The sequence below is a fragment of the Pantoea sp. ME81 genome (assembly GCF_903970985.1).
GTDB lineage: Bacteria > Pseudomonadota > Gammaproteobacteria > Enterobacterales > Enterobacteriaceae > Pantoea > Pantoea communis.
The window spans coordinates 24,798-43,697 of sequence record NZ_CAJCKS010000030.1; the positions used below are offsets into that span (position 1 = coordinate 24,798).

Below are 18,900 nucleotides of genomic sequence, written 5' to 3' on the forward strand. Positions count from 1 at the left end.
TGTAAGCGCCGATTGACGTAGGTTGCGCGTTTATGCGCGACGCAACAGCCAGATAAAATACGGCGCGCCGAAGAAGGTCGCCATTAAACCTGCAGGGATCTGATCCGGGAACGCCAGCATCCTGCCGCACCAGTCTGCAAACACCATCAATCCGCCGCCTAATAATCCCGCCATCAACACCTGCGGTAATGCGCGCCTGAAGCCCAGCATGCGCACGATATGCGGCGCCATCAAACCGACAAAACTCAACGGGCCGATGGTCAAGGTCGCCGTGGCCGTTAACGCCGCCGCCAGCAGCAGCAGGGCCAGACGCGAACCTGTTAATGCCATCCCCGCTGAACGTGCCGTCGCACTACCCAGCGGCAGCAGTGTGAGCCAGCGGCTCGCCAGTGGCGCGAGCGCAATAAATACGATACCCACCACGGCGCTTTGCACTGCCTGCGGCATATTGATGTTGTAAGTCGAACCGGAAATCCAGCTTAGCAGGCCGCCCATGCGCGGATCGCCACTCGCCATTAACACCATCAGTAAGGTGACAAAGGCACTGTTAAGCGCCATGCCCGCCAGCAACATACGCTCCGGTGAGAAACCTCCGCGACTGGCGACCAGCATAATGACCAGCAGCGTCAGCGCCGCGCCTAATGCGCCAGCGGGCAGCAACCACGCCACGGCGTCACCCGGCACAAAGAACATCATCACAACCACACCACAGGCCGCGCCGGAACTGATGCCTAACACTTCCGGGCTGGCCATCGGGTTGCCAGTGAGGCGCTGAATCAACGCACCTGCAACACCCAGCATCATCCCCACGACTAACGCCGCCAGCACGCGAGGTGCACGCCACGGCAGCAGTTGATGCAGCATCTCACCACTCACCCACGTCCAGCTGTGTGCATCACGACCAAAGGAGATGCCGATAACGCTCAGCAGCGCCAGCACCCCAAGGCCAATGCCACACCACAGCACCACCTTCTGGCGCTCTGCCGGCACCTTGTCGCCCATATTCATTGCCGGTGGAACCGAGCCGGTACGTAAACGCGGCAACAGCCATAGCAGAATCGGTACGCCAATCAACGCGGTCGCTGTGCCGGTGGAAACCTCGCGCCAGTGGCTGGTCAGCCACAATACGCACTGATCGGCCAGCCACAGCAGTAAGGCACCAATCAGCGGAGCCAGCAGCATACGGCTGAGTAAGCGACGCCCCCCGAGCATTTTCGCCAGCAGTGGTGCAAACAGCCCGATAAAACCGATAATCCCGGCGACGTTCACCAATTGCGCACTTAACAGAATCGCCAGAGCGAGTGCGCCGACACGAGCAGCAGACAGTGCCAGACCGAGATTTTTTGCTACGCCGTCATCAAGCCCCATGAGCGTCAAGGGGCGCAGCAATGCCAGCGCCACGACAAAAGCCAACAGCAGACGCGGCCACAGCATGGCGACGTTGTGCCCATCCATCTGATTCAGTGTGCCGGTGCTCCACAAGAACATATTCAGCAGCTGATCATGATTGAAGATGGCAAAGATTTGATTCACCGAACCGGCATACAGGCTCAGGACCAACCCGGCGAGGATCAGTGTCACGGGTGACAGCCGTTTGCCCCAGGCCACGCCAAATACCAGGATGCCCACCAGCACTGCGCCCGCCATCGCAGCAAATTGCTGTGTCAGCTCACCACCCGGCAAATGCCAGAGCGTGGCGACCGTAATACCGAGCTGTGCACCGGATGACACACCCAACGTGGTCGGTTCCGCCAGCGGATTGCGCAGCACCTGCTGAAACAGTAAACCGGCCAATCCGAGACCCGCCCCCACCAACAGCGCCAGCGCCAGACGCGATAACAGGCTGTGATGGAACACCACCTGTTGGATACTGTTGATGTCCGGCGCAAAGAAGGCTTGTGACCACTGCGCCGTTGGCAGCGCGTCACGCAGATTGATAAAGGTCAGCGCCAGCGCCAGTAAAAACATGCTGCTTAGCAGCATCACAGGAAAGAGACGATGGCGCATCAGTGCGACTCCAGCGCGTGTTCCAGCACGCGGACAAATTTCAGCGCTGAATAGGTCGCGCCGTAATACCAGACGGCAGGCACACGCTTGAAGCGGCCCGCGCGGATAAACGGCAGCGCCTGCCACAGCGCAGTTTTCATCACCTGCTGCATGTCACGATCGTTATCGTGATCAAAACAGATCACCTGTACATCGCCGACATCGGCTAACCGCTCAAGCCCAACCACGGCACTGCCCCAGAAATTGGTTTCACCCTGCCAGGCGTTACTCAGGCCAAGGATTTCCATCACTTCGAGGAACAGACTGTTGGTGCCAAACGTGATGGCGTGACGGCTGTCCATCAATGACATCAGCAGCACCGGACGATCTGCCCAGGGTTTGAGACGTTCGCGCGCTGCCGCTAGCTGCTCATCCAGGAATTGCAGATGCTGTACCGCCTGCGCTTCCCGGCCCAGCCGGGCACCGAGCGCATGCAGTGATTTACGGGCAGTACTTAACGGTTTACCGTCCCCGCTATTCAGATCAAAGCCCATGGTCGGCGCGATGCGATCGAGTTTATCTAATCCCGGACCGTAGCCGTTGGAGTGCAGGATTAAGGAAGGTTCGAGCTGCGTCATCAGTTCCAGATTGGGTTCGGTGCGCAGGCCGAGATCGATGGTGCTGGCGGATAGCATCGGCTCACCAACCCAGATGTTGTAGTTGCGCAAATCAGCCACACCGAGCGGCGATACACCGAGCGCCATCAGTAGCTCAACGGGTAGCCATTCCAGCGCCAGGATGCGCTGCAGATCGGGTGTTGCCGCACGCAATGGGGCAACGTTCATCAGTGGCGTCAGTGCCAGCGCCGTCAGCAAGCGACGGCGTGAAATGTCGAACATGGCGAGGCCTCAGTAAACAAAACTGACGGGAGCACCGCCTTGTGGATGGGGCAAGATGCCCATCGGAATACCGTAGATATTGCCCAGCACATCGGCCTGCATGATGACATCAGGCCCGCCTTCCGCAATCATTTCGCCGCCTCGCAGCGCCACCAGACGGTCGCAATAACGTGCCGCCATGTTAATGTCATGCAGCACGGCAATCACCGTTAACCCGCGCTCACGGCTGAGACGTTGAATCAGTGCCAGCACATCAACCTGATGTGCGATATCCAGCGCTGAAGTGGGTTCATCCAGCAACAGGCAGCGGCTATTTTGCGCCACCAGCATTGCCAACCACGCACGCTGGCGTTCGCCGCCTGACAGACTGTCCACCAGACGCCCGGCAAACGGTTTTAGTCCCACCAGCGTAATCGCTTCTTCCACGCGATCGCGATCTTCCTGGCCGTAGCGCCCAAGCGCACCGTGCCACGGATAACGACCAATCGCCACCAACTCACGCACCGTCATCCCTTCTGCCGCCGGTAACTGCTGCGGCAAATACGCCACCTGGCGCGCAAAATCTTTGCTGCCCCAGTTCTCCACCGCATCGCGGTTCAACAGCACCTGACCTTCACTTGCCGCATGGTGACGCCCCAGCATTTTCAGCAAGGTGGATTTACCCGAGCCGTTGTGGCCAATCAGCGCCGTCACTTTACCCGGCGCAAAGGTGAGTGAAAGTGGATGCAGCAACGTGCGCCCAGGTACGCGAAAGCTGACATTATCCAGCGTGAAGGTGGTTTCTTCGTGGTGCGGATGCTGCATGGTGATTCCTGGTTAATTAGCACAAAACCGATCTGATTCTGAAGGGGGCGGCCCTGAGGCCGCCCAAAATCACAACATATTCGCCCTGACGAATCAGAAGCGGAAGGTGGCGGTACCAACGATTTGACGTTCAGCGCCCCAGTAGCAAGCGTAATCACGGTAGCAGCTGGCAACGTATTCACGATCGAACAGGTTGTTGATATTAACACCCACAGAAGAGCCCGGCAGACCGAAACGGCCGAGATCATATTTCAGCGCTGCGTCGACGGTGGTGTAACCCGCTACGTCGAAGTTTTGGTTGATGTTGTCGCCTGTTGAATACAAACCTTTGCTCTCGCCGATATAGCGCACACCCGCTCCCAACGTAACGCCGGACAATGCAGTCTCGTGGAAGGTGTAATCGCCCCACAACGTGGCCATATGCTTAGGTACTTGCACCGGCGTTCTGCCTTTCAGCGTTGTATCTTCGGTGTATTCCGCATCGGTGTAGGTGTACGACGCCGTCATATTGATGTTGGCGTTCAGTGCTGCCTTGGCTTCCAATTCAACACCACGTGAACGGATTTCACCGCTCTGAATGCTGGCAAATGGATGGTTTACCGTATCAGGATCTGCGGTCAGGTTTTTGGTTTTGGTCAATTGATAAACGGCAGCTGTCATCACAATTGGACGATCTTTCGGTACGTACTTCACGCCCGCTTCATACTGTTTGGCGCGCGAAGGATCGAAAGCCTGCCCTTCAAACGTTGAACCTGAGTTTGGAATAAAGGCTTCGCTGTAACTGAAATAAGGTGCGATGCCGTTATCGAACACATAGTTCAGGCCGCCACGCCAGGTAAAGGCTTGATCGTTTTGACGATCCAGTGAACTGGCGACACGGTCATACACCGAGGTCATCGCGTAGTCGTAGCGACCCCCTAAGGTCAGTACCCAGCGATCCCACTCCATTTGGTCCTGTGCATACAGACCCGTTTGACGCTGTTTATTCAGGTGCTGATAAGGAGAGTCAAACGGCGTGACCAAATCGTCGCCATACTGCGGGTTGATGGCACTCAAATTGCTGGCTGAGCCAAACTGCGCATTAACATCATTACGCATCTGCTGATAATCCACACCCATCAGCAAGGTGTGATCCAGTGCACCCGTCGCGAATTTCGCCTGCGCTTGGGTATCTACGGCGAACTCATTCAACTTCTCATCTGAAACTGCAGAACCACGGGTAATTTCATTGGTCGCCGCGCTAAAGCCATTACCGTAAATACTGCGATATCCGGTACGCATGTCCGCATAACGCAGATTCTGGCGCACCGTCCAGGTATCGTTGAAGCTGTGCTCGAAGTTGTAGCCCACCATCTTGGTGTTGCGCGAAATCTTGTTGCTGTCTTCGCCTTCATCAAAGTTGGTTGGCAGTTTGTAGCTGCTACCGTCCGGGCGGGTAATGCCCACCACGGTGCCCTGACGCGGCAACCAGCCGTAATAACCGGTTTCCGGCTCATTCTGGAAATAGGTCAGCAAATCAAAGCGGGTATTGGCATCAGGACGCCAGCTGAACGAAGGCGCGATGGTATAGCGCTTCTCTTTGTTCATCTCCTGTTGCGCATCAGCGCTGCGAGCCAGACCCGTCAGGCGATAGCTGTACACGCCGTCATCATCCAGCGATCCGCCGAAATCGAAGCCGGTAGAGAACAGGTTATCAGTGCCCATCTGGAACTGCACTTCACGCAGTGTTTCCTGCGTCGGGCGCTTGCTCACCAGCGACACCACGCCGCCTGGGTTGCTTTTGCCGTACAGCACCGACACCGGGCCACGCAGCAGTTCCGCACGCTCAAGGAAGTAAGGATCAATGGCGAACTCAGAGTAGTTATCCCCCTGCAGCTTCAGGCCATCAAGATATTGGTTAGTGTTGGTTTCGCTAAAGCCACGAATCGACAGCGCATCGATTACGCTTGAGCTGCCGCGGTTACCCGTCAGCACGCCAGCCGTGTAGTTAAACGCACCTTTTACGCTGGTTACAGCGTGCATCGCCATCTCTTCCTGCGTCACCACCGAAACCGACTGTGGGTTTTTCTCAATCGGCGTATCGGTTTTGGTGCCGGTAGCACTATGTTTCGCGGCAATGGTAGGAGCCGGACCCCATGCGCTTTCCTGCGCGACGGTGTTGCCGCCATTGGCGGTCACCACCACGGTATCTTCTGCCAGCGCCTGTGCGCTCAGCGTACCCAGTGTTAAAGAAATCATTAAAGCGAGCGGACGACGGGAGGTCGCAGCACGTGCAGAACAAGGATTAGAATTTCGCGCATTCATAAAAAAGGATCTCTCGAAAGGAAACGATGCAGGCGAATGAAAACGAGAATGATTATTAGACGCACGGATTTTAGGCGAAGTTTGGCGAGATCCGCAAGATGTAATGCCTGATGGCGGTGCGTTTGCGACCAGATCGTGCATATCCATGATCGCGAATAACAATCGTGCAGACGTAAAAAAGGGCGCCGAAGCGCCCTGTGCTTTCTGCAGCTAACTATTTGCTGCCAAACATATCCTTAATCCAGCCCGCCACGCCGTCAGCATCTTTCTGCTCACCCTGCTGCTGCTGAGGTGACTGCTGCTGAGGTTGCGACTCTTGCTGCTGTTGGATCTGCTGCTGTTGCTGGATCTGTTGCTGCTGTTGCTGGCACAGCGCGTTGGGATCCAACGTCCATACCGGCAGTGAACGCCAGGTGCTGCTGCCAGAACCACACACGAAGTTACCGGCAGAGTCGACGTTCATCTGCGTAATATCTTCTGGCGGTGTCAGCACCAGCGGCATTGGCGCCTGGTTGTCGAGATAACGGCGATAAATCTGCATCGCACCGCTTGCACCGTACAGCTTCGACGTCTGGTTGTTGTCGCGGCCAACCCAGGTGATCGCGACCTCTTTGCCATCAATACCCGCAAACCAGCTATCGATCAAATCATTGGTGGTACCGGTTTTACCCGCCAGATGAGCATTCGGGTAACGCGCGCCCAGCGCACGGGCGGTGCCGTGATCGGCAACTTGCTGCATGGTGTACAAGGTCATATAAGCAGCCTGCGCCGGCTCAACGCGTTGCGCCTGCGGGAAGCTCTGGTACAACACCGTGCCATCTTCAGCAATCACCGAACGTACCGCCGACAGGTCGGCGCGGTTACCGCCGCTGGCGATCGACTGGAACGCCTGTGCCGCTTCGATCGGTGTCAGGTTAAGTGCTCCCAGTAACATCGCTGGCACCGGATTCAGCTGATCTTTCGGCACGCCCAGCTTCGTCCAGGTATCCACCACCGAAGGCAGACCCAATGTCATCCCCAGATTTACGGTAGGCACGTTCATGGAGTTGGTTAAGGCATCCACCAGCATCACTTTGCCGCTGAAACGCTTGTCGTCGTTCATCGGTTTCCAGATGGAACCGTTCGGCTGTTTCAGCGCAATCGGCTCATCCGCCAGCCAGGTGTTCAGACGATAGGTATTCGGCTGGCTCAATGCGGTGAGATAGGTCGCCGGTTTAGCCAGTGAACCGATAGAACGACGCGCCTGCAGCGCACGGTTATAGCCCGCGAACTGCGGATCGGCACCGCCTACCATGGCACGCACTTCACCACTGAAGCGATCCACCACCACCATCGCGGTTTCCAGATCCTTCAAACCACGCTGTTTTTTCAGCGCCGGGATGCCATCTTCAACCGCTTTTTCCGCCGCATCCTGAGAGATAGGATCGAGCGTGGTGAAAATCTTCACGCCAGACAGATCTTTAATCTTGTCGCCCAGTTTGGCCTGCAACTCGTTACGTACCATCTGCATAAAGGCAGGCTGCGGCGTGATCACGCCCCCTTTCGGCTGCACACCCAGCGGACGCGCCGAGAGCATGTCATACAGCTCCTGATCGATGACGTTCTGCTGCTGCAGTAAACGCAGCACCAGATTACGACGCTCCAGCGCCAGTTTCGGGTTGCGCCACGGGTTATACAGCGAAGCACCTTTCACCATGCCGACCAGCATCGCCTGCTGATCGAGGCTCAGCTCATCGACGGGACGACCGAAGTAATACAAACTCGCCAGCGGGAAGCCACGGATCTGATCGTTGCCCGCCTGACCGAGGTACACCTCATTGAGATACAGCTCAAGGATACGATCTTTGCTATAGCGCGCATCCATGATCACCGCCATGTAAGCTTCACGTGCTTTACGCCACAGTGAACGCTCGTTGGTCAGGAACAGGTTTTTCACAAGCTGCTGGGTCAGGGTACTGCCGCCCTGCACCGCTTTACCGGCGGTGATATTGGCAAGGAATGCACGACCAATCGAATACGGGCTAATGCCGTCGTGTTCGTAGAAATGGCGGTCTTCGGTCGCGATCAGCGTACTGACCAGCAGATCCGGGAAGCCCGCACGCGGCACGAACAGCCGCTGCTCACCGTTCGGCGATTGCAGCATGGTGATCAAACGTGGATCGAGGCGGAAGAAGCCAAAATCACGTCCGGTATCGAGGTTTTTAATCTCGCTCAGTTCGTTGTTGCTGAACGTCAGACGGGCGTTGATCTGCCCCTCTTTGCTGTCCGGGAAGTCAAACGGACGACGCAGCAGATCGATGGTGTTGCCTTTGACGCTAAATTCGCCCGGACGGGTAATGCGCGACACTTCGCGATACTGCGTGCCTTCCAGCAGCGCAATCATCTCTTTTTTGTCGTACGACATCCCCGGCTCAAGGCTCACCATGCGGCCGTAAACAGCGGCAGGCAACTGCCACACTTTACCGTCGATGCGGCTGCGAATTTCAGAGTCGAGATAGATGCCCCAGGCCACCATCACGACCACAAAGACCAGGAAAAGCTTAATTAACCAGCCTAACCAACGACGTTTGCCGCGTGGCGGACGTTTTCCTTTCCCTTTACCTTTTGGTGGCACCGGTGTGCTCTCCTCATCGTCTTCGTCAAAATCGTCCTGATCGATATCATCATCAAGCTCCCTGCGGCGACCCCGGCGCGCAGTGCTGCGCGGCGGCTTTGGCGCTTTTCCTTTACGCCCAATAGGTTCGCGATCGTTCCCAGACATGCTTTTATTCTCCAGGCATAGCTACGGCTACGGCCGTTACTCTAACTGCTTTCTCGTGCTGCGCATGGCAGAACCCTCTGAATTCGATCCACAGAGTGTCACGATGAAAATTTCTTGGTGCGCCTTGTCGGTAAGGCGTTTGCCGGATCGTCGGGCCAGGGATGTTTGGGATAGCGCCCTTTCATCTCTTTCTGCACTTCAGGATAGGCTCCGCGCCAGAACGCAGTGAGATCACGGGTGATCTGCAACGGCCGGTGCGCGGGTGAGAGCAACTCCAGCACCAGCGGAATGCGGCCTTCGGCCACCGCGGGATTTTGCGCTTCCCCAAACATCTCCTGCATACGCACTGCCAACGCCGGAGGCTTTTCAGCATCGTAACGAATAGGCAGGCGACTTCCGGTCGGCACAGTGTAATGAGTTGGCAGCACAGTATCCAGCCGCTGACGTTGTGACCATGTCAGCAAATGTAATAATGCGCTGACAAGATTGACGGCCTGCAGGCTCCTGAGATCGCGCACGGAACCCATCTCGGGTAACAGCCAACGCTCCAGCGAGTCGAGCAGGCTCTCATCGTCCAATGGCGGCCACGCCTCTTCCGGCAGCCACTCGGCGGCACAATGCAAACGCAAACGCAGCTGTTCCGCTTCGGGGGTCCAGCCGAGTACCGAGAGCCCTTTTTCGCGGATCCAGCGCAACATCGCCGGGTGTAAAATCTCCGGTTCCGGTCGCGCCTGCGGCTGTGCTTTTAGGACCAGCGCACCCACGAGTTCCCGTTTCCAGGCGCGCAATGTCCCTTTCTCCTCATCCCATTCCACATCAATGCGCTGCGACACCAGTTCAGGACATTGCTGGCGTAACTCGCCGATTTCCACCGGCAGCGCTAAGAGCATGCGCGCTTCGGCCGCGCTGGCACCTTGTAATAAGGTCGGCGCAATCAGCCATTCATAACGGCTCAAGCCATCCTGCTCATCCAGCATGGCGCCAATCCCATTGGCCAGCTGATAGCGCGCACTCTCGCCGCGTCGCTGTGCCAGCCGATCGGCAAACCCCGCAGCCAGTAAAGAGGGGAACAGATCGGGATTGACGCTGCCGCCGCTGGCATTGAGTCGCTGCTGCCACTGACGGGCGCGGCGTTGCCAGTGAGGCTGAGGCCGGTTGAGTGCATCACGCAGATCTGCGCTACCGCTACGTGGCGGATCTTCCAGAATCGCCACCAGTAAGGCGGCACTGGCGATCGCATCCTTATCCTGTGCCGCGCACAAGATGGCCGTGAGGCGGGGATCGCTGCCCAGCGCCGCCATTTGCCGCCCACGCGCATTCAGCTTCTCGCCTTCCAGCGCCCCCAAACGGGTCAGTAAATCATTTGCCGCGCGTAAGCTGCGCGCGCGTGGCACATCCAGCCAGCTAAGCTGTGACGCCTCCTGGCAACCCCACTGCAATAAATCGATTTGCAGTGAAGAGAGATCGCTGTTGAGGATTTCCGGCTCACTCTGTGCCACCGCGCGCATCGCTTGTTCCTGGGGTAGCAGATGCAAACAGATACCGGGTTCAAGACGACCCGCACGACCTGCTCGCTGCGTCATTGATGCCTGGCTGATACGCTGGGTTTGCAACCGTGTTACGCCACTGCGTACATCAAACTGCGCTGAGCGTTCCAGCGCGCTATCCACTACCAGACGGATGCCTTCAATGGTCAGACTGGTTTCGGCGATATTGGTCGCCAACACCACCTTGCGACGACCGGCGGGCGCAGGCAGAATCGCGCGACGCTGCGCATCCAGAGACAGCGCGCCATATAAAGGAGAGAGATCCACGTCATCGCCGACGCGGGATTCCAGCTCGCGCTTCACGCGTTCAATCTCCGCGACGCCCGGCAGGAACAGCAGCAGCGAACCCGTTTCGTCGCGCAGCAATTGCGCCACTTCTCGTGCCACCGCTTCGTCAAAACGCTGTTGCGGATTGAGCGAGGCATAACGGCGCGTCACCGGGAAGCTACGTCCTTCAGAGACAATAAAAGGCGCAGCAGGCAGCAGCTGACGCAACCGATCGTTATCCAGCGTTGCGGACATCAGCAGAATTTTCAGGTCATCGCGCAGCCCTTGTTGCACATCCAGCAGCAGCGCCAGCGCCAAATCAGCCTGTAGGCTGCGCTCATGAAACTCATCGAGGATCACCAGCGACACACCTTCGAGCATCGGATCGCGCTGCAACATGCGCGTCAGAATGCCTTCGGTCACCACTTCCAGTCGCGTATGGGGGCCGCAGCAGTTTTCACCGCGCATGCGATATCCCACGGTACCACCGGGCTGTTCCCCCAACTGATCCGCCAGGCGCTGCGCCACATTACGCGCCGCCAGACGACGCGGCTCAAGCATAATGATGCGCCCCGGCAGCACCGACTGCTGTAGCAGTTGCAGCGGCAGCCAGGTCGATTTTCCCGCGCCGGTGGGTGCCGCCAGTAAAACTTGTGATGACTGAGACAATGCGTCGAGCAATGCAGGCAGCACCTCACTTACCGGTAATTCACTCACACTTAACTCCCACTCTGCCTGTGCTAACATGGCGCGCATTGTAGCACTCAACGGCCACGTCACCATGTCGATACAACGTCTGTTTTTTGCCCTCGAACTGCCCGCGCCACTCCAGCAACAGCTGGTACAGTGGCGCGCAGATCACTTTGCAGAAGGGGCAGGAAAACCGGTGGCCGCCGCCAATCTGCATCTGACGCTGGCGTTTCTGGGGGATGTCAGTGCCGAGACCTCGCAGCAGTTACAGCAGTTAGCTTCGCGCATTGTTCAGCCCGGTTTTAGCCTGGATTTGGATGATGCGGGACACTGGCCGCGCCCCGGTGTCGTGTGGCTTGGCTGCCAACGTGCACCACGCGGCTTGTTGCAGTTAGCGAGCCTGCTGCGTGCTCAGGCGGCACGCCATGGCTGCGCCCAGAGTGCACAGCCTTTTCACCCGCATATCACTTTGTTGCGCCACGCCACGCAAAAAGTGGCCTTACCCCCGCGCGGCTTTCACTGGCAGTACGATGTCAGTGACTTTGCGCTGTTCTCATCGACCTTTAGCCAGGGACGCACCCGCTATCGGCGGCTGGCGCGCTGGCCATTGCCCTCTTCGTCAGGAGCCTGAATGCAGTTTGATCCACCGCTAAAACCCGCTCGTCTTATCGCGCGCTATAAGCGCTTTCTTGCCGATGTCGTGACACCAGAGGGGGAGACACTGACCATTCACTGCGCCAATACCGGGGCAATGACCGGCTGCGCCACGCCGGGGGATACCGTGTGGTATTCCACGTCAGACAGCACCACGCGCAAGTATCCGCATAGCTGGGAACTGACCGAGACACAACAAGGCCACTGGATCTGCGTGAACACCCTCAGAGCCAATCAACTGGTGCGTGAAGCCTTAACCCTTGACGCCATTCCAGAATTGTCCGCTTACAGCCACTGCCAACCTGAAGTGAAATACGGTACGGAAAAAAGCCGAATTGACTTCCTGCTGCAAGCGGAGGGCAGATCAAACTGCTATATTGAAGTCAAGTCCGTCACCCTTTTACAGCAGGGTAAAGGCTTTTTTCCGGATGCGGTGACGGCTCGAGGACAGAAGCATCTGCGCGAACTCAGTGCTATCGCGGCAGAGGGTCATCGAGCTGTTTTGTTGTTCGCCGTTCTGCATACGGGGATTGAGGACGTCTCCCCGGCGCGCCATATCGACGCACACTACGCAGAACTACTGGGACAGGCTCAACGCTGTGGAGTGGAAGTGTTGGCGTATCAGGCTCAGATTTCACCTGCTCAAATGTTACTCACTCAGCCCGTCGCCGTGACGATTAACGCAGAGTTGTAATATTTATAGCAATTTGCTGTGATAGGAATGTTCTGGGCGGTGCGCTAAATACGCTGTTCCTCACAGGCTTGTCAAGGTGCGAATATGAATAATTGCCAACCTTGACTGCTTCTGCTATTTATAGCGGCCTGTTTTTTCCCTGATGGGAATCGATATACCCCTTAATAATTCGCGTTGCAGGCAGTCGGTGGTCAATTTAGCCAATGCACATGCAACCTGAAGTATGACGGGAAGGGCGTGTTATCCAGGAGAAACAACATGCAAGAAGGGCAAAACCGTAAAACATCGTCCCTGAGTATCCTCGCCATCGCTGGTGTGGAGCCGTATCAGGTGAAACCGGGCGAAGAGTATATGAACGACGCCCAACTGAGCCATTTCCGCAAGATTCTGGAAGCCTGGCGCAACCAACTTCGGGATGAAGTAGACCGCACTGTGTCGCATATGCAGGACGAAGCTGCGAACTTCCCGGATCCGGTAGACCGTGCCGCACAGGAAGAAGAGTTCAGTCTGGAATTACGTAACCGCGATCGTGAGCGTAAACTGATCAAAAAGATCGAAAAAACGCTGAAGAAAGTGGATGACGACGATTTCGGCTACTGTGATTCTTGTGGTGTAGAAATTGGTATTCGTCGCCTTGAAGCGCGTCCGACCGCCGATCTCTGCATCGACTGCAAAACGCTGGCTGAAATCCGCGAGAAGCAGATGGCAGGCTAATGGCCGTGAGCAGACTGTCGCCGCACTGCCGGGAAAACCACTGTTTTCCCGACGTGCGGTGCACCTCAAAATGAACTCTTCAACCTCTTCCTGCGTCGGGCGTTTCGCTCCCTCTCCTTCTGGTGATCTGCATTTTGGTTCGCTGATAGCCGCCTTAGGCAGCTACCTGAGCGCGCGTGCGCAACAAGGCCGCTGGCTGGTGCGTATTGAAGATATCGATCCGCCGCGAGAAGTGGCTGGCGCAGCGACACGCATCCTGAAACAGCTGGAGCATTATGGCCTGCAGTGGGATGGCGACGTGTTGTGGCAGTCGCAGCGTCATGATGCCTACCGGGAAGCACTGAGCTGGCTGCAACAGCACCGTCAAAGCTACTTTTGTACCTGCACGCGCAGCCGTATTCAGCAGCTTGGGGGGTTCTACGACGGTCACTGTCGGGAATTACATCTCCCTGCAGAGAACGCCGCGCTGCGCCTGCGTCAGCATGCACCGGTTTATGGCTTTGACGATCGCCTGCGCGGTCATTTAGCGGCCGAGCGCTCGCTGGCAGAAGAAGATTTTATTATCCATCGCCGGGATGGTTTGTTTGCTTACAACCTGGCGGTGGTAGTAGATGACCATTTTCAGGGTGTGACGGAAATCGTACGCGGGGCAGATTTGATTGAACCCACGGTGCGTCAAATCGCGCTCTACCAGCAGTTCGGCTGGCCGGTGCCTGCGTATCTGCACCTGCCTCTGGCCATCAATGACGATGGCAATAAGCTCTCTAAACAGAATCATGCGCCCGCTCTACCTGATGGGGATGCGCGCCCATTGCTGATATGCGCGTTGCACTTGCTGGGGCAATCGGTTTTGGAGAGTTGGCAAGATGCCACAGTGGAGCAACTGCTCGATAACGCGGTGGCACAGTGGAGTATCCAACTGATCCCACAACAGAACGCGCGAATCACGGATGAGGCGACATCGCCATTCCTAAATGGTTCGCAACAGGCTATGATTAGCCGCTGATTTATTAACACCCTTTTATCACTGTCGAGGTGTCCCATTTTTACCCGAGTCGCAAATTTTTGCCGGAGAGTCCTCAAGCGTGACGAGGAGGCGCCTGAAGAGGTGGAAACTGAAAGTCTGATGACCGTCATTCCCCGTGAAAGCCATAACATCTCACGCAAAGATATCAGCGAAAACGCCCTTAAAGTGCTGTATCGCCTGAATAAAGCCGGTTTCGAAGCTTACCTGGTAGGCGGCGGCGTGCGCGATTTGCTGCTGGGTAAGAAGCCAAAAGACTTTGATATCACCACCAACGCCACGCCTGAGCAGATGCGCAAATTGTTCCGCAACTGCCGTCTCGTCGGTCGTCGTTTCCGTCTGGCACATGTGATGTTCGGTCCTGAAGTGATCGAAGTCGCGACTTTCCGTGGTCATCACCAGGAAGAAGCTGAAGACGATCGCAACAACTCCCAGCGCGGCCAGAACGGCATGCTGCTGCGTGATAACATTTTTGGCAGCATCGAAGATGATGCCCAGCGCCGCGATCTCACCATCAACAGCCTGTATTACAGCGTGGCGGATTTCTCCGTACGTGATTACGTCGGCGGTTTGCAGGATCTGGAAGACGGCGTGATCCGTTTGATTGGCGATCCGGAAACCCGTTATCGCGAAGATCCGGTACGTATGCTGCGCGTGGTGCGTTTTGCCGCCAAGCTGGAGATGCGCATTGCCGCGGAAACTGCCGAGCCGATTCCGCGCCTGGCCACGCTGCTGAATGACATTCCGCCTGCGCGTCTGTTTGAAGAATCCCTTAAATTGCTGCAAGCCGGTTACGGATTCCGTACCTATCAGATGATGCGTGAGTACCATCTGTTCCAGCCGCTGTTCCCTACCCTGACGCGTGGCTTCACCGCCGAAAGCGACAGTCTGATGGAGAAAATGCTGGCTCAGGTGCTGAAGAACACCGACAACCGCATTCAGAACGATATGCGCGTCAATCCGGCCTTCCTGTTTGCCGCGATGTTCTGGTATCCGCAGCTGGAATCGGCCCAACGCATTGCGCAGGAAAGCGGACTGACCTATTACGACGCCTTTGCGCTGTCGATGAACGAAACGCTGGATGAAGCCTGCCGTGCGCTGGCGATTCCTAAGCGTATCACCACCCTGATTCGCGATATCTGGCAGCTGCAGTTGCGCATGTCGCGTCGTCATGGCAAGCGCGCATGGAAGCTGATGGAGCATCCAAAATTCCGTGCTGCATATGATCTGCTGGCGCTGCGTGCCGATGTGGAAAACAACCGCGAACTGCAAAGCCTGACCCATTGGTGGGGTGAGTTCCAGGCTGCGGCGCCGGTCGAGCAGAAAACCATGATGAACACGCTGGGGGATGATCCGGTGGCACCGCGCCGCAAACCGCGTCGTCCGCGCCGTCGTCCAACCGGCCCACGCCGCGATACCAATAGCGCATCATGATTCGCGTTTACCTCGCCTTAGGCAGTAATCTGGCCGACCCGCTGCATCAGGTTGATGCAGCGCTGGCCGCGATTGATGCGATACCGCACACCTCGCGCGTCGCCACCTCTTCACTGTACCGCACGCCACCGTACGGCCCGCCAGACCAGCCTGATTACCTGAATGCGGTGGTCGCGCTGGACACCACGCTGGAAGCTGAAGCGCTGCTCGATCATACCCAGCGTATCGAGCTGGAACACGGACGAGTGCGCAAAGCAGAGCGCTGGGGTCCGCGCACCCTCGATATCGACATCATGCTGTTTGGCCAGCAGACGATTCACACCCCACGTCTCACCGTGCCACACTACGACATGCAGAACCGTGCGTTTATGCTGGTGCCGTTGTTAGAGATCGCGCCAGGCCTGCGCTTGCCCAACGGTCAGCCGCTGACCGGCATCCTCGCCACGCTGGATCGCAGCACCATCAGCTTGTGGTCTGAGTAGGCTGCAATAATCGCACTACGGTCGTATCGCCTTTTCAATCAATCCAGTACACTGCGCGCATCAGAAAACTCTGGAGTGTGCGATGAAACCGACAACCATCTCCCATTTACGCCAGCTCAAAGCCAGTGGCCGCAAATTTGCCACCCTGACGGCCTACGACTTTAGCTTTGCCCGCCTGTTTGCCGATGAAGGCATTCAGGTGATGCTGATTGGCGACTCCCTTGGCATGACCGTGCAAGGCCATGAATCCACATTACCTGTCACTGTAGCGGATATCGCTTATCACACCGCGGCCGTGCGCCGAGGCGCGCCGAATGCGTTGGTGATGGCCGACCTGCCGTTCATGAGTTACGCCACACCGCAGCAAACCTTCGATAACGCCGCTGAACTGATGCGTGCCGGTGCCAACATGGTGAAGCTGGAAGGCGGTGAATGGCTGGCAGACACCGTGCGTATGCTTACCGAGCGCGCCGTGCCGGTCTGTGGTCATCTAGGCCTGACGCCACAGTCAGTGAACATCTTTGGTGGCTACAAGGTGCAGGGCCGTGATGAAGCGGGCGCGGAGCGTTTGCTGGCCGATGCACTGGCGCTGGAAGCCGCAGGAGCACAATTGATGGTGCTGGAGTGTGTGCCGGTGGCGCTGGCAGAGCGTATCACCAAAGCGTTGAGCATTCCGGTCATCGGTATTGGTGCGGGTAACGTCACCGATGGACAGATTCTGGTGATGCACGATGCCTTTGGCATTACCGGCGGTCATATTCCTAAATTTGCCAAAAATTTCCTCGCGGAAACCGGCGACATTCGCGCGGCAATTCGCCAGTATATTGCCGACGTTGAGGCGGGCATCTACCCTGCCGCCGAACACAGTTTCCAGTAAATCAGGAGATTTGCAGTGCTGATTATTGAATCGCTGCCGATGCTGCGACGAGAAATTCGTCGCTGGCGGCAGGAAGGCAAACGTATCGCGCTGGTGCCCACCATGGGCAACCTGCATGACGGCCACCTGACGTTGGTGGATGAAGCGCGCGAGCGGGCCGATATCGTGGTGGTTTCGATTTTCGTCAACCCGATGCAGTTTGAACGCGCCGATGACCTGGCGCGTTATCCCCGTACCTTGCAGGACGATTGCGAGAAGCTCAATCGTCACAGCGTCGATTTGGTGTTTGCCCCTGCGCCAGCGGATGTGTATCCCAAAGGGCTGGATAGCCAGACCTTCGTTGAAGTCCCCGGGTTATCATCACTGCTGGAAGGTGCCAGTCGTCCCGGTCACTTCCGCGGTGTGTCCACTATTGTGAGCAAACTGTTTAACCTGGTGCAGCCCGATATTGCCTGTTTTGGTGAGAAAGATTTCCAGCAGTTAGCCATTATCCGCAAGATGGTGGCCGACATGGGCTTCGATATCGAGATTGTCGGCGTGCCAACTGTACGCGCGGAAGATGGTTTGGCGTTGAGCTCACGTAACGGTTATCTCACCAGCGAAGAGCGCGCGATCGCTGCGGGTCTGAGCCAGGTGATGAACAGCATGGCCGAGCGTCTGAACAACGGCGAACGCCATGTTGAAGAGATTATCGAAACGGCCGAGGCCGCATTGCGTGAGAAAGGCTTCCGCCCTGATGGACTGGCCATTTGCGATGCCGACAATTTGCAGCCGCTGACGGTGGATAGCCAGCGCGCCGTGATTCTGATGGCCGCCTGGTTGGGGAATGCGCGCCTGATCGATAATCAGCAAGTGGATCTGACGGAGTAACCTCCGTCGTTTAATCGCAGCTTAATAAGGTTATCCCGTTATGATTCGTACCGTACTTCAGGGCAAACTGCACCGCGTGAAAGTTACGCAGGCAGATTTGCACTACGAAGGTTCCTGCGCCATCGACCAGGATTTTCTTGATGCATCCGGCATTCTGCAATACGAAGCCATCGACATTTATAACGTCACCAACGGTCAGCGTTTCTCCACCTACGCGATTGCCGCTGAGCGTGGCTCGAAGATCATCTCCGTCAATGGTGCCGCCGCCCGTTGTGCCTGTGAAGGTGATATCATGATCATCTGCTCTTATGTGCAGGTGGAAGATGAAGTCGCCCGTAGCTGGCAGCCCAAAGTCGCTTATTTCGAAGGCGACAACGAGATGAAACGCATCGCTAAAGCGTTGCCGGTTCAGGTGGCTTGATACAACGAGGGCGGCCATTCGGCCGCCCCCGTAAAACTTAAGTCCGCAATCCGCGACCGCGCTGAATCAACGCATACACCAGTACGTAAAACACCACGATAAAGGCAATCAGCACTGACAGGGTAAACACCAGCGGCACATCATTGATGCCGAGGAAACCGTAGCGGAAGCCGCTGATCATATACACCACCGGGTTCAGCTTCGACACTGCCTGCCAGAACGGCGGCAGCAGCGTCAGCGAATAGAACACGCCCCCCAAATAGGTTAACGGTGTCAGCACGAAGGTGGGGATCAAGCTGATATCGTCAAAGGTACGCGCAAACACCGCATTCAGCAGGCCAGCCAGCGAGAACAGAATCGCAGTCAGCAGCAGCGTCAGGGCCACCATTGACCACGAGTGCACGTGGAACGGCACAAAGAACAGCGAAATCGCCGTCACCAGAATACCAACGCACACGCCACGCGCCACGCC

16 protein-coding genes are annotated in these 18,900 nt (G+C 57.0%); 9 read left to right on the forward strand and 7 right to left on the reverse strand.

All coding sequences use genetic code 11. The features are described 5' to 3' along the window. Positions 1-30: 30 nt before the first annotated feature. The 6 genes from fhuB to hrpB all read right to left on the reverse strand — a co-directional run bounded on the left by fhuB (position 31) and on the right by hrpB (position 11,324). On the reverse strand, positions 31-2,007 hold the full coding sequence (fhuB, locus tag H7A81_RS08055) for a Fe(3+)-hydroxamate ABC transporter permease FhuB (protein ID WP_160833512.1): 1,977 nt from the start codon (positions 2,005-2,007) through the stop codon (positions 31-33). Further along, complete coding sequence (fhuD, locus tag H7A81_RS08060; protein WP_097118381.1) at positions 2,007-2,885, reverse strand: Fe(3+)-hydroxamate ABC transporter substrate-binding protein FhuD; 879 nt, start codon at positions 2,883-2,885, stop codon at positions 2,007-2,009. The genes fhuB and fhuD overlap by 1 nt, the downstream gene beginning before the upstream one ends. Before the next feature lie 9 nt (positions 2,886-2,894). Beyond that, positions 2,895-3,689 carry a Fe3+-hydroxamate ABC transporter ATP-binding protein FhuC gene (gene fhuC / locus H7A81_RS08065; RefSeq protein WP_038648971.1) on the reverse strand — a complete coding sequence of 265 codons (795 nt, stop codon included), beginning with the start codon at positions 3,687-3,689 and terminating at the stop codon, positions 2,895-2,897. A gap of 93 nt (positions 3,690-3,782) precedes the next feature. Beyond that, positions 3,783-5,993: a ferrichrome porin FhuA gene (fhuA, locus tag H7A81_RS08070; protein ID WP_182057199.1), complete on the reverse strand. Its 2,211-nt coding sequence runs from the start codon at positions 5,991-5,993 to the stop codon at positions 3,783-3,785. Between the two features lie 214 nt (positions 5,994-6,207). Continuing rightward, positions 6,208-8,754, reverse strand: a complete 2,547-nt coding sequence (mrcB, locus tag H7A81_RS08075) for a bifunctional glycosyl transferase/transpeptidase (protein ID WP_058960863.1) — start codon at positions 8,752-8,754, stop codon at positions 6,208-6,210. 98 nt (positions 8,755-8,852) lie between these two features. Then, entirely contained in the window at positions 8,853-11,324 is a 2,472-nt protein-coding gene (hrpB, locus tag H7A81_RS08080; protein WP_182057200.1) for an ATP-dependent helicase HrpB, read from the reverse strand. A 25-nt stretch (positions 11,325-11,349) separates the two neighbouring features. On the opposite strand from hrpB, the gene thpR reads away from it, so the two are divergent. The 9 genes from thpR to panD all read left to right on the forward strand — a co-directional run bounded on the left by thpR (position 11,350) and on the right by panD (position 18,428). Further along, positions 11,350-11,889: an RNA 2',3'-cyclic phosphodiesterase gene (thpR, locus tag H7A81_RS08085; RefSeq protein WP_097118377.1), complete on the forward strand. Its 540-nt coding sequence runs from the start codon at positions 11,350-11,352 to the stop codon at positions 11,887-11,889. Next, positions 11,890-12,606, forward strand: a complete 717-nt coding sequence (gene sfsA / locus H7A81_RS08090; RefSeq protein WP_166934101.1) for a DNA/RNA nuclease SfsA — start codon at positions 11,890-11,892, stop codon at positions 12,604-12,606. Between the two features lie 258 nt (positions 12,607-12,864). After that, positions 12,865-13,320: an RNA polymerase-binding protein DksA gene (dksA, locus tag H7A81_RS08095; protein ID WP_034829547.1), complete on the forward strand. Its 456-nt coding sequence runs from the start codon at positions 12,865-12,867 to the stop codon at positions 13,318-13,320. A gap of 70 nt (positions 13,321-13,390) precedes the next feature. Continuing rightward, a complete protein-coding gene (gene gluQRS / locus H7A81_RS08100) occupies positions 13,391-14,326 on the forward strand; it encodes a tRNA glutamyl-Q(34) synthetase GluQRS (protein WP_182057201.1) in 936 nt (311 codons plus the stop codon). 36 nt (positions 14,327-14,362) lie between these two features. Beyond that, a complete protein-coding gene (gene pcnB, locus H7A81_RS08105) occupies positions 14,363-15,778 on the forward strand; it encodes a polynucleotide adenylyltransferase PcnB (RefSeq protein WP_205625007.1) in 1,416 nt (471 codons plus the stop codon). Next, complete coding sequence (gene folK, locus H7A81_RS08110) at positions 15,775-16,260, forward strand: 2-amino-4-hydroxy-6-hydroxymethyldihydropteridine diphosphokinase (protein WP_182057202.1); 486 nt, start codon at positions 15,775-15,777, stop codon at positions 16,258-16,260. Before pcnB ends, folK begins: the two co-directional genes overlap by 4 nt. An 82-nt stretch (positions 16,261-16,342) precedes the next feature. Continuing rightward, positions 16,343-17,137 carry a 3-methyl-2-oxobutanoate hydroxymethyltransferase gene (gene panB, locus H7A81_RS08115; protein WP_182057203.1) on the forward strand — a complete coding sequence of 265 codons (795 nt, stop codon included), beginning with the start codon at positions 16,343-16,345 and terminating at the stop codon, positions 17,135-17,137. Between the two features lie 15 nt (positions 17,138-17,152). Further along, positions 17,153-18,007: a pantoate--beta-alanine ligase gene (panC, locus tag H7A81_RS08120; protein ID WP_182057204.1), complete on the forward strand. Its 855-nt coding sequence runs from the start codon at positions 17,153-17,155 to the stop codon at positions 18,005-18,007. A 40-nt stretch (positions 18,008-18,047) separates the two neighbouring features. After that, positions 18,048-18,428 carry an aspartate 1-decarboxylase gene (gene panD, locus H7A81_RS08125; protein WP_034829560.1) on the forward strand — a complete coding sequence of 127 codons (381 nt, stop codon included), beginning with the start codon at positions 18,048-18,050 and terminating at the stop codon, positions 18,426-18,428. Positions 18,429-18,465: 37 nt separating this feature from the next. On the opposite strand, the gene H7A81_RS08130 is transcribed toward panD, so the two are convergent. Further along, the coding region (locus H7A81_RS08130; protein ID WP_182057205.1) for an ABC transporter permease at positions 18,466-18,900 on the reverse strand (435 nt) is incomplete at its 5' end.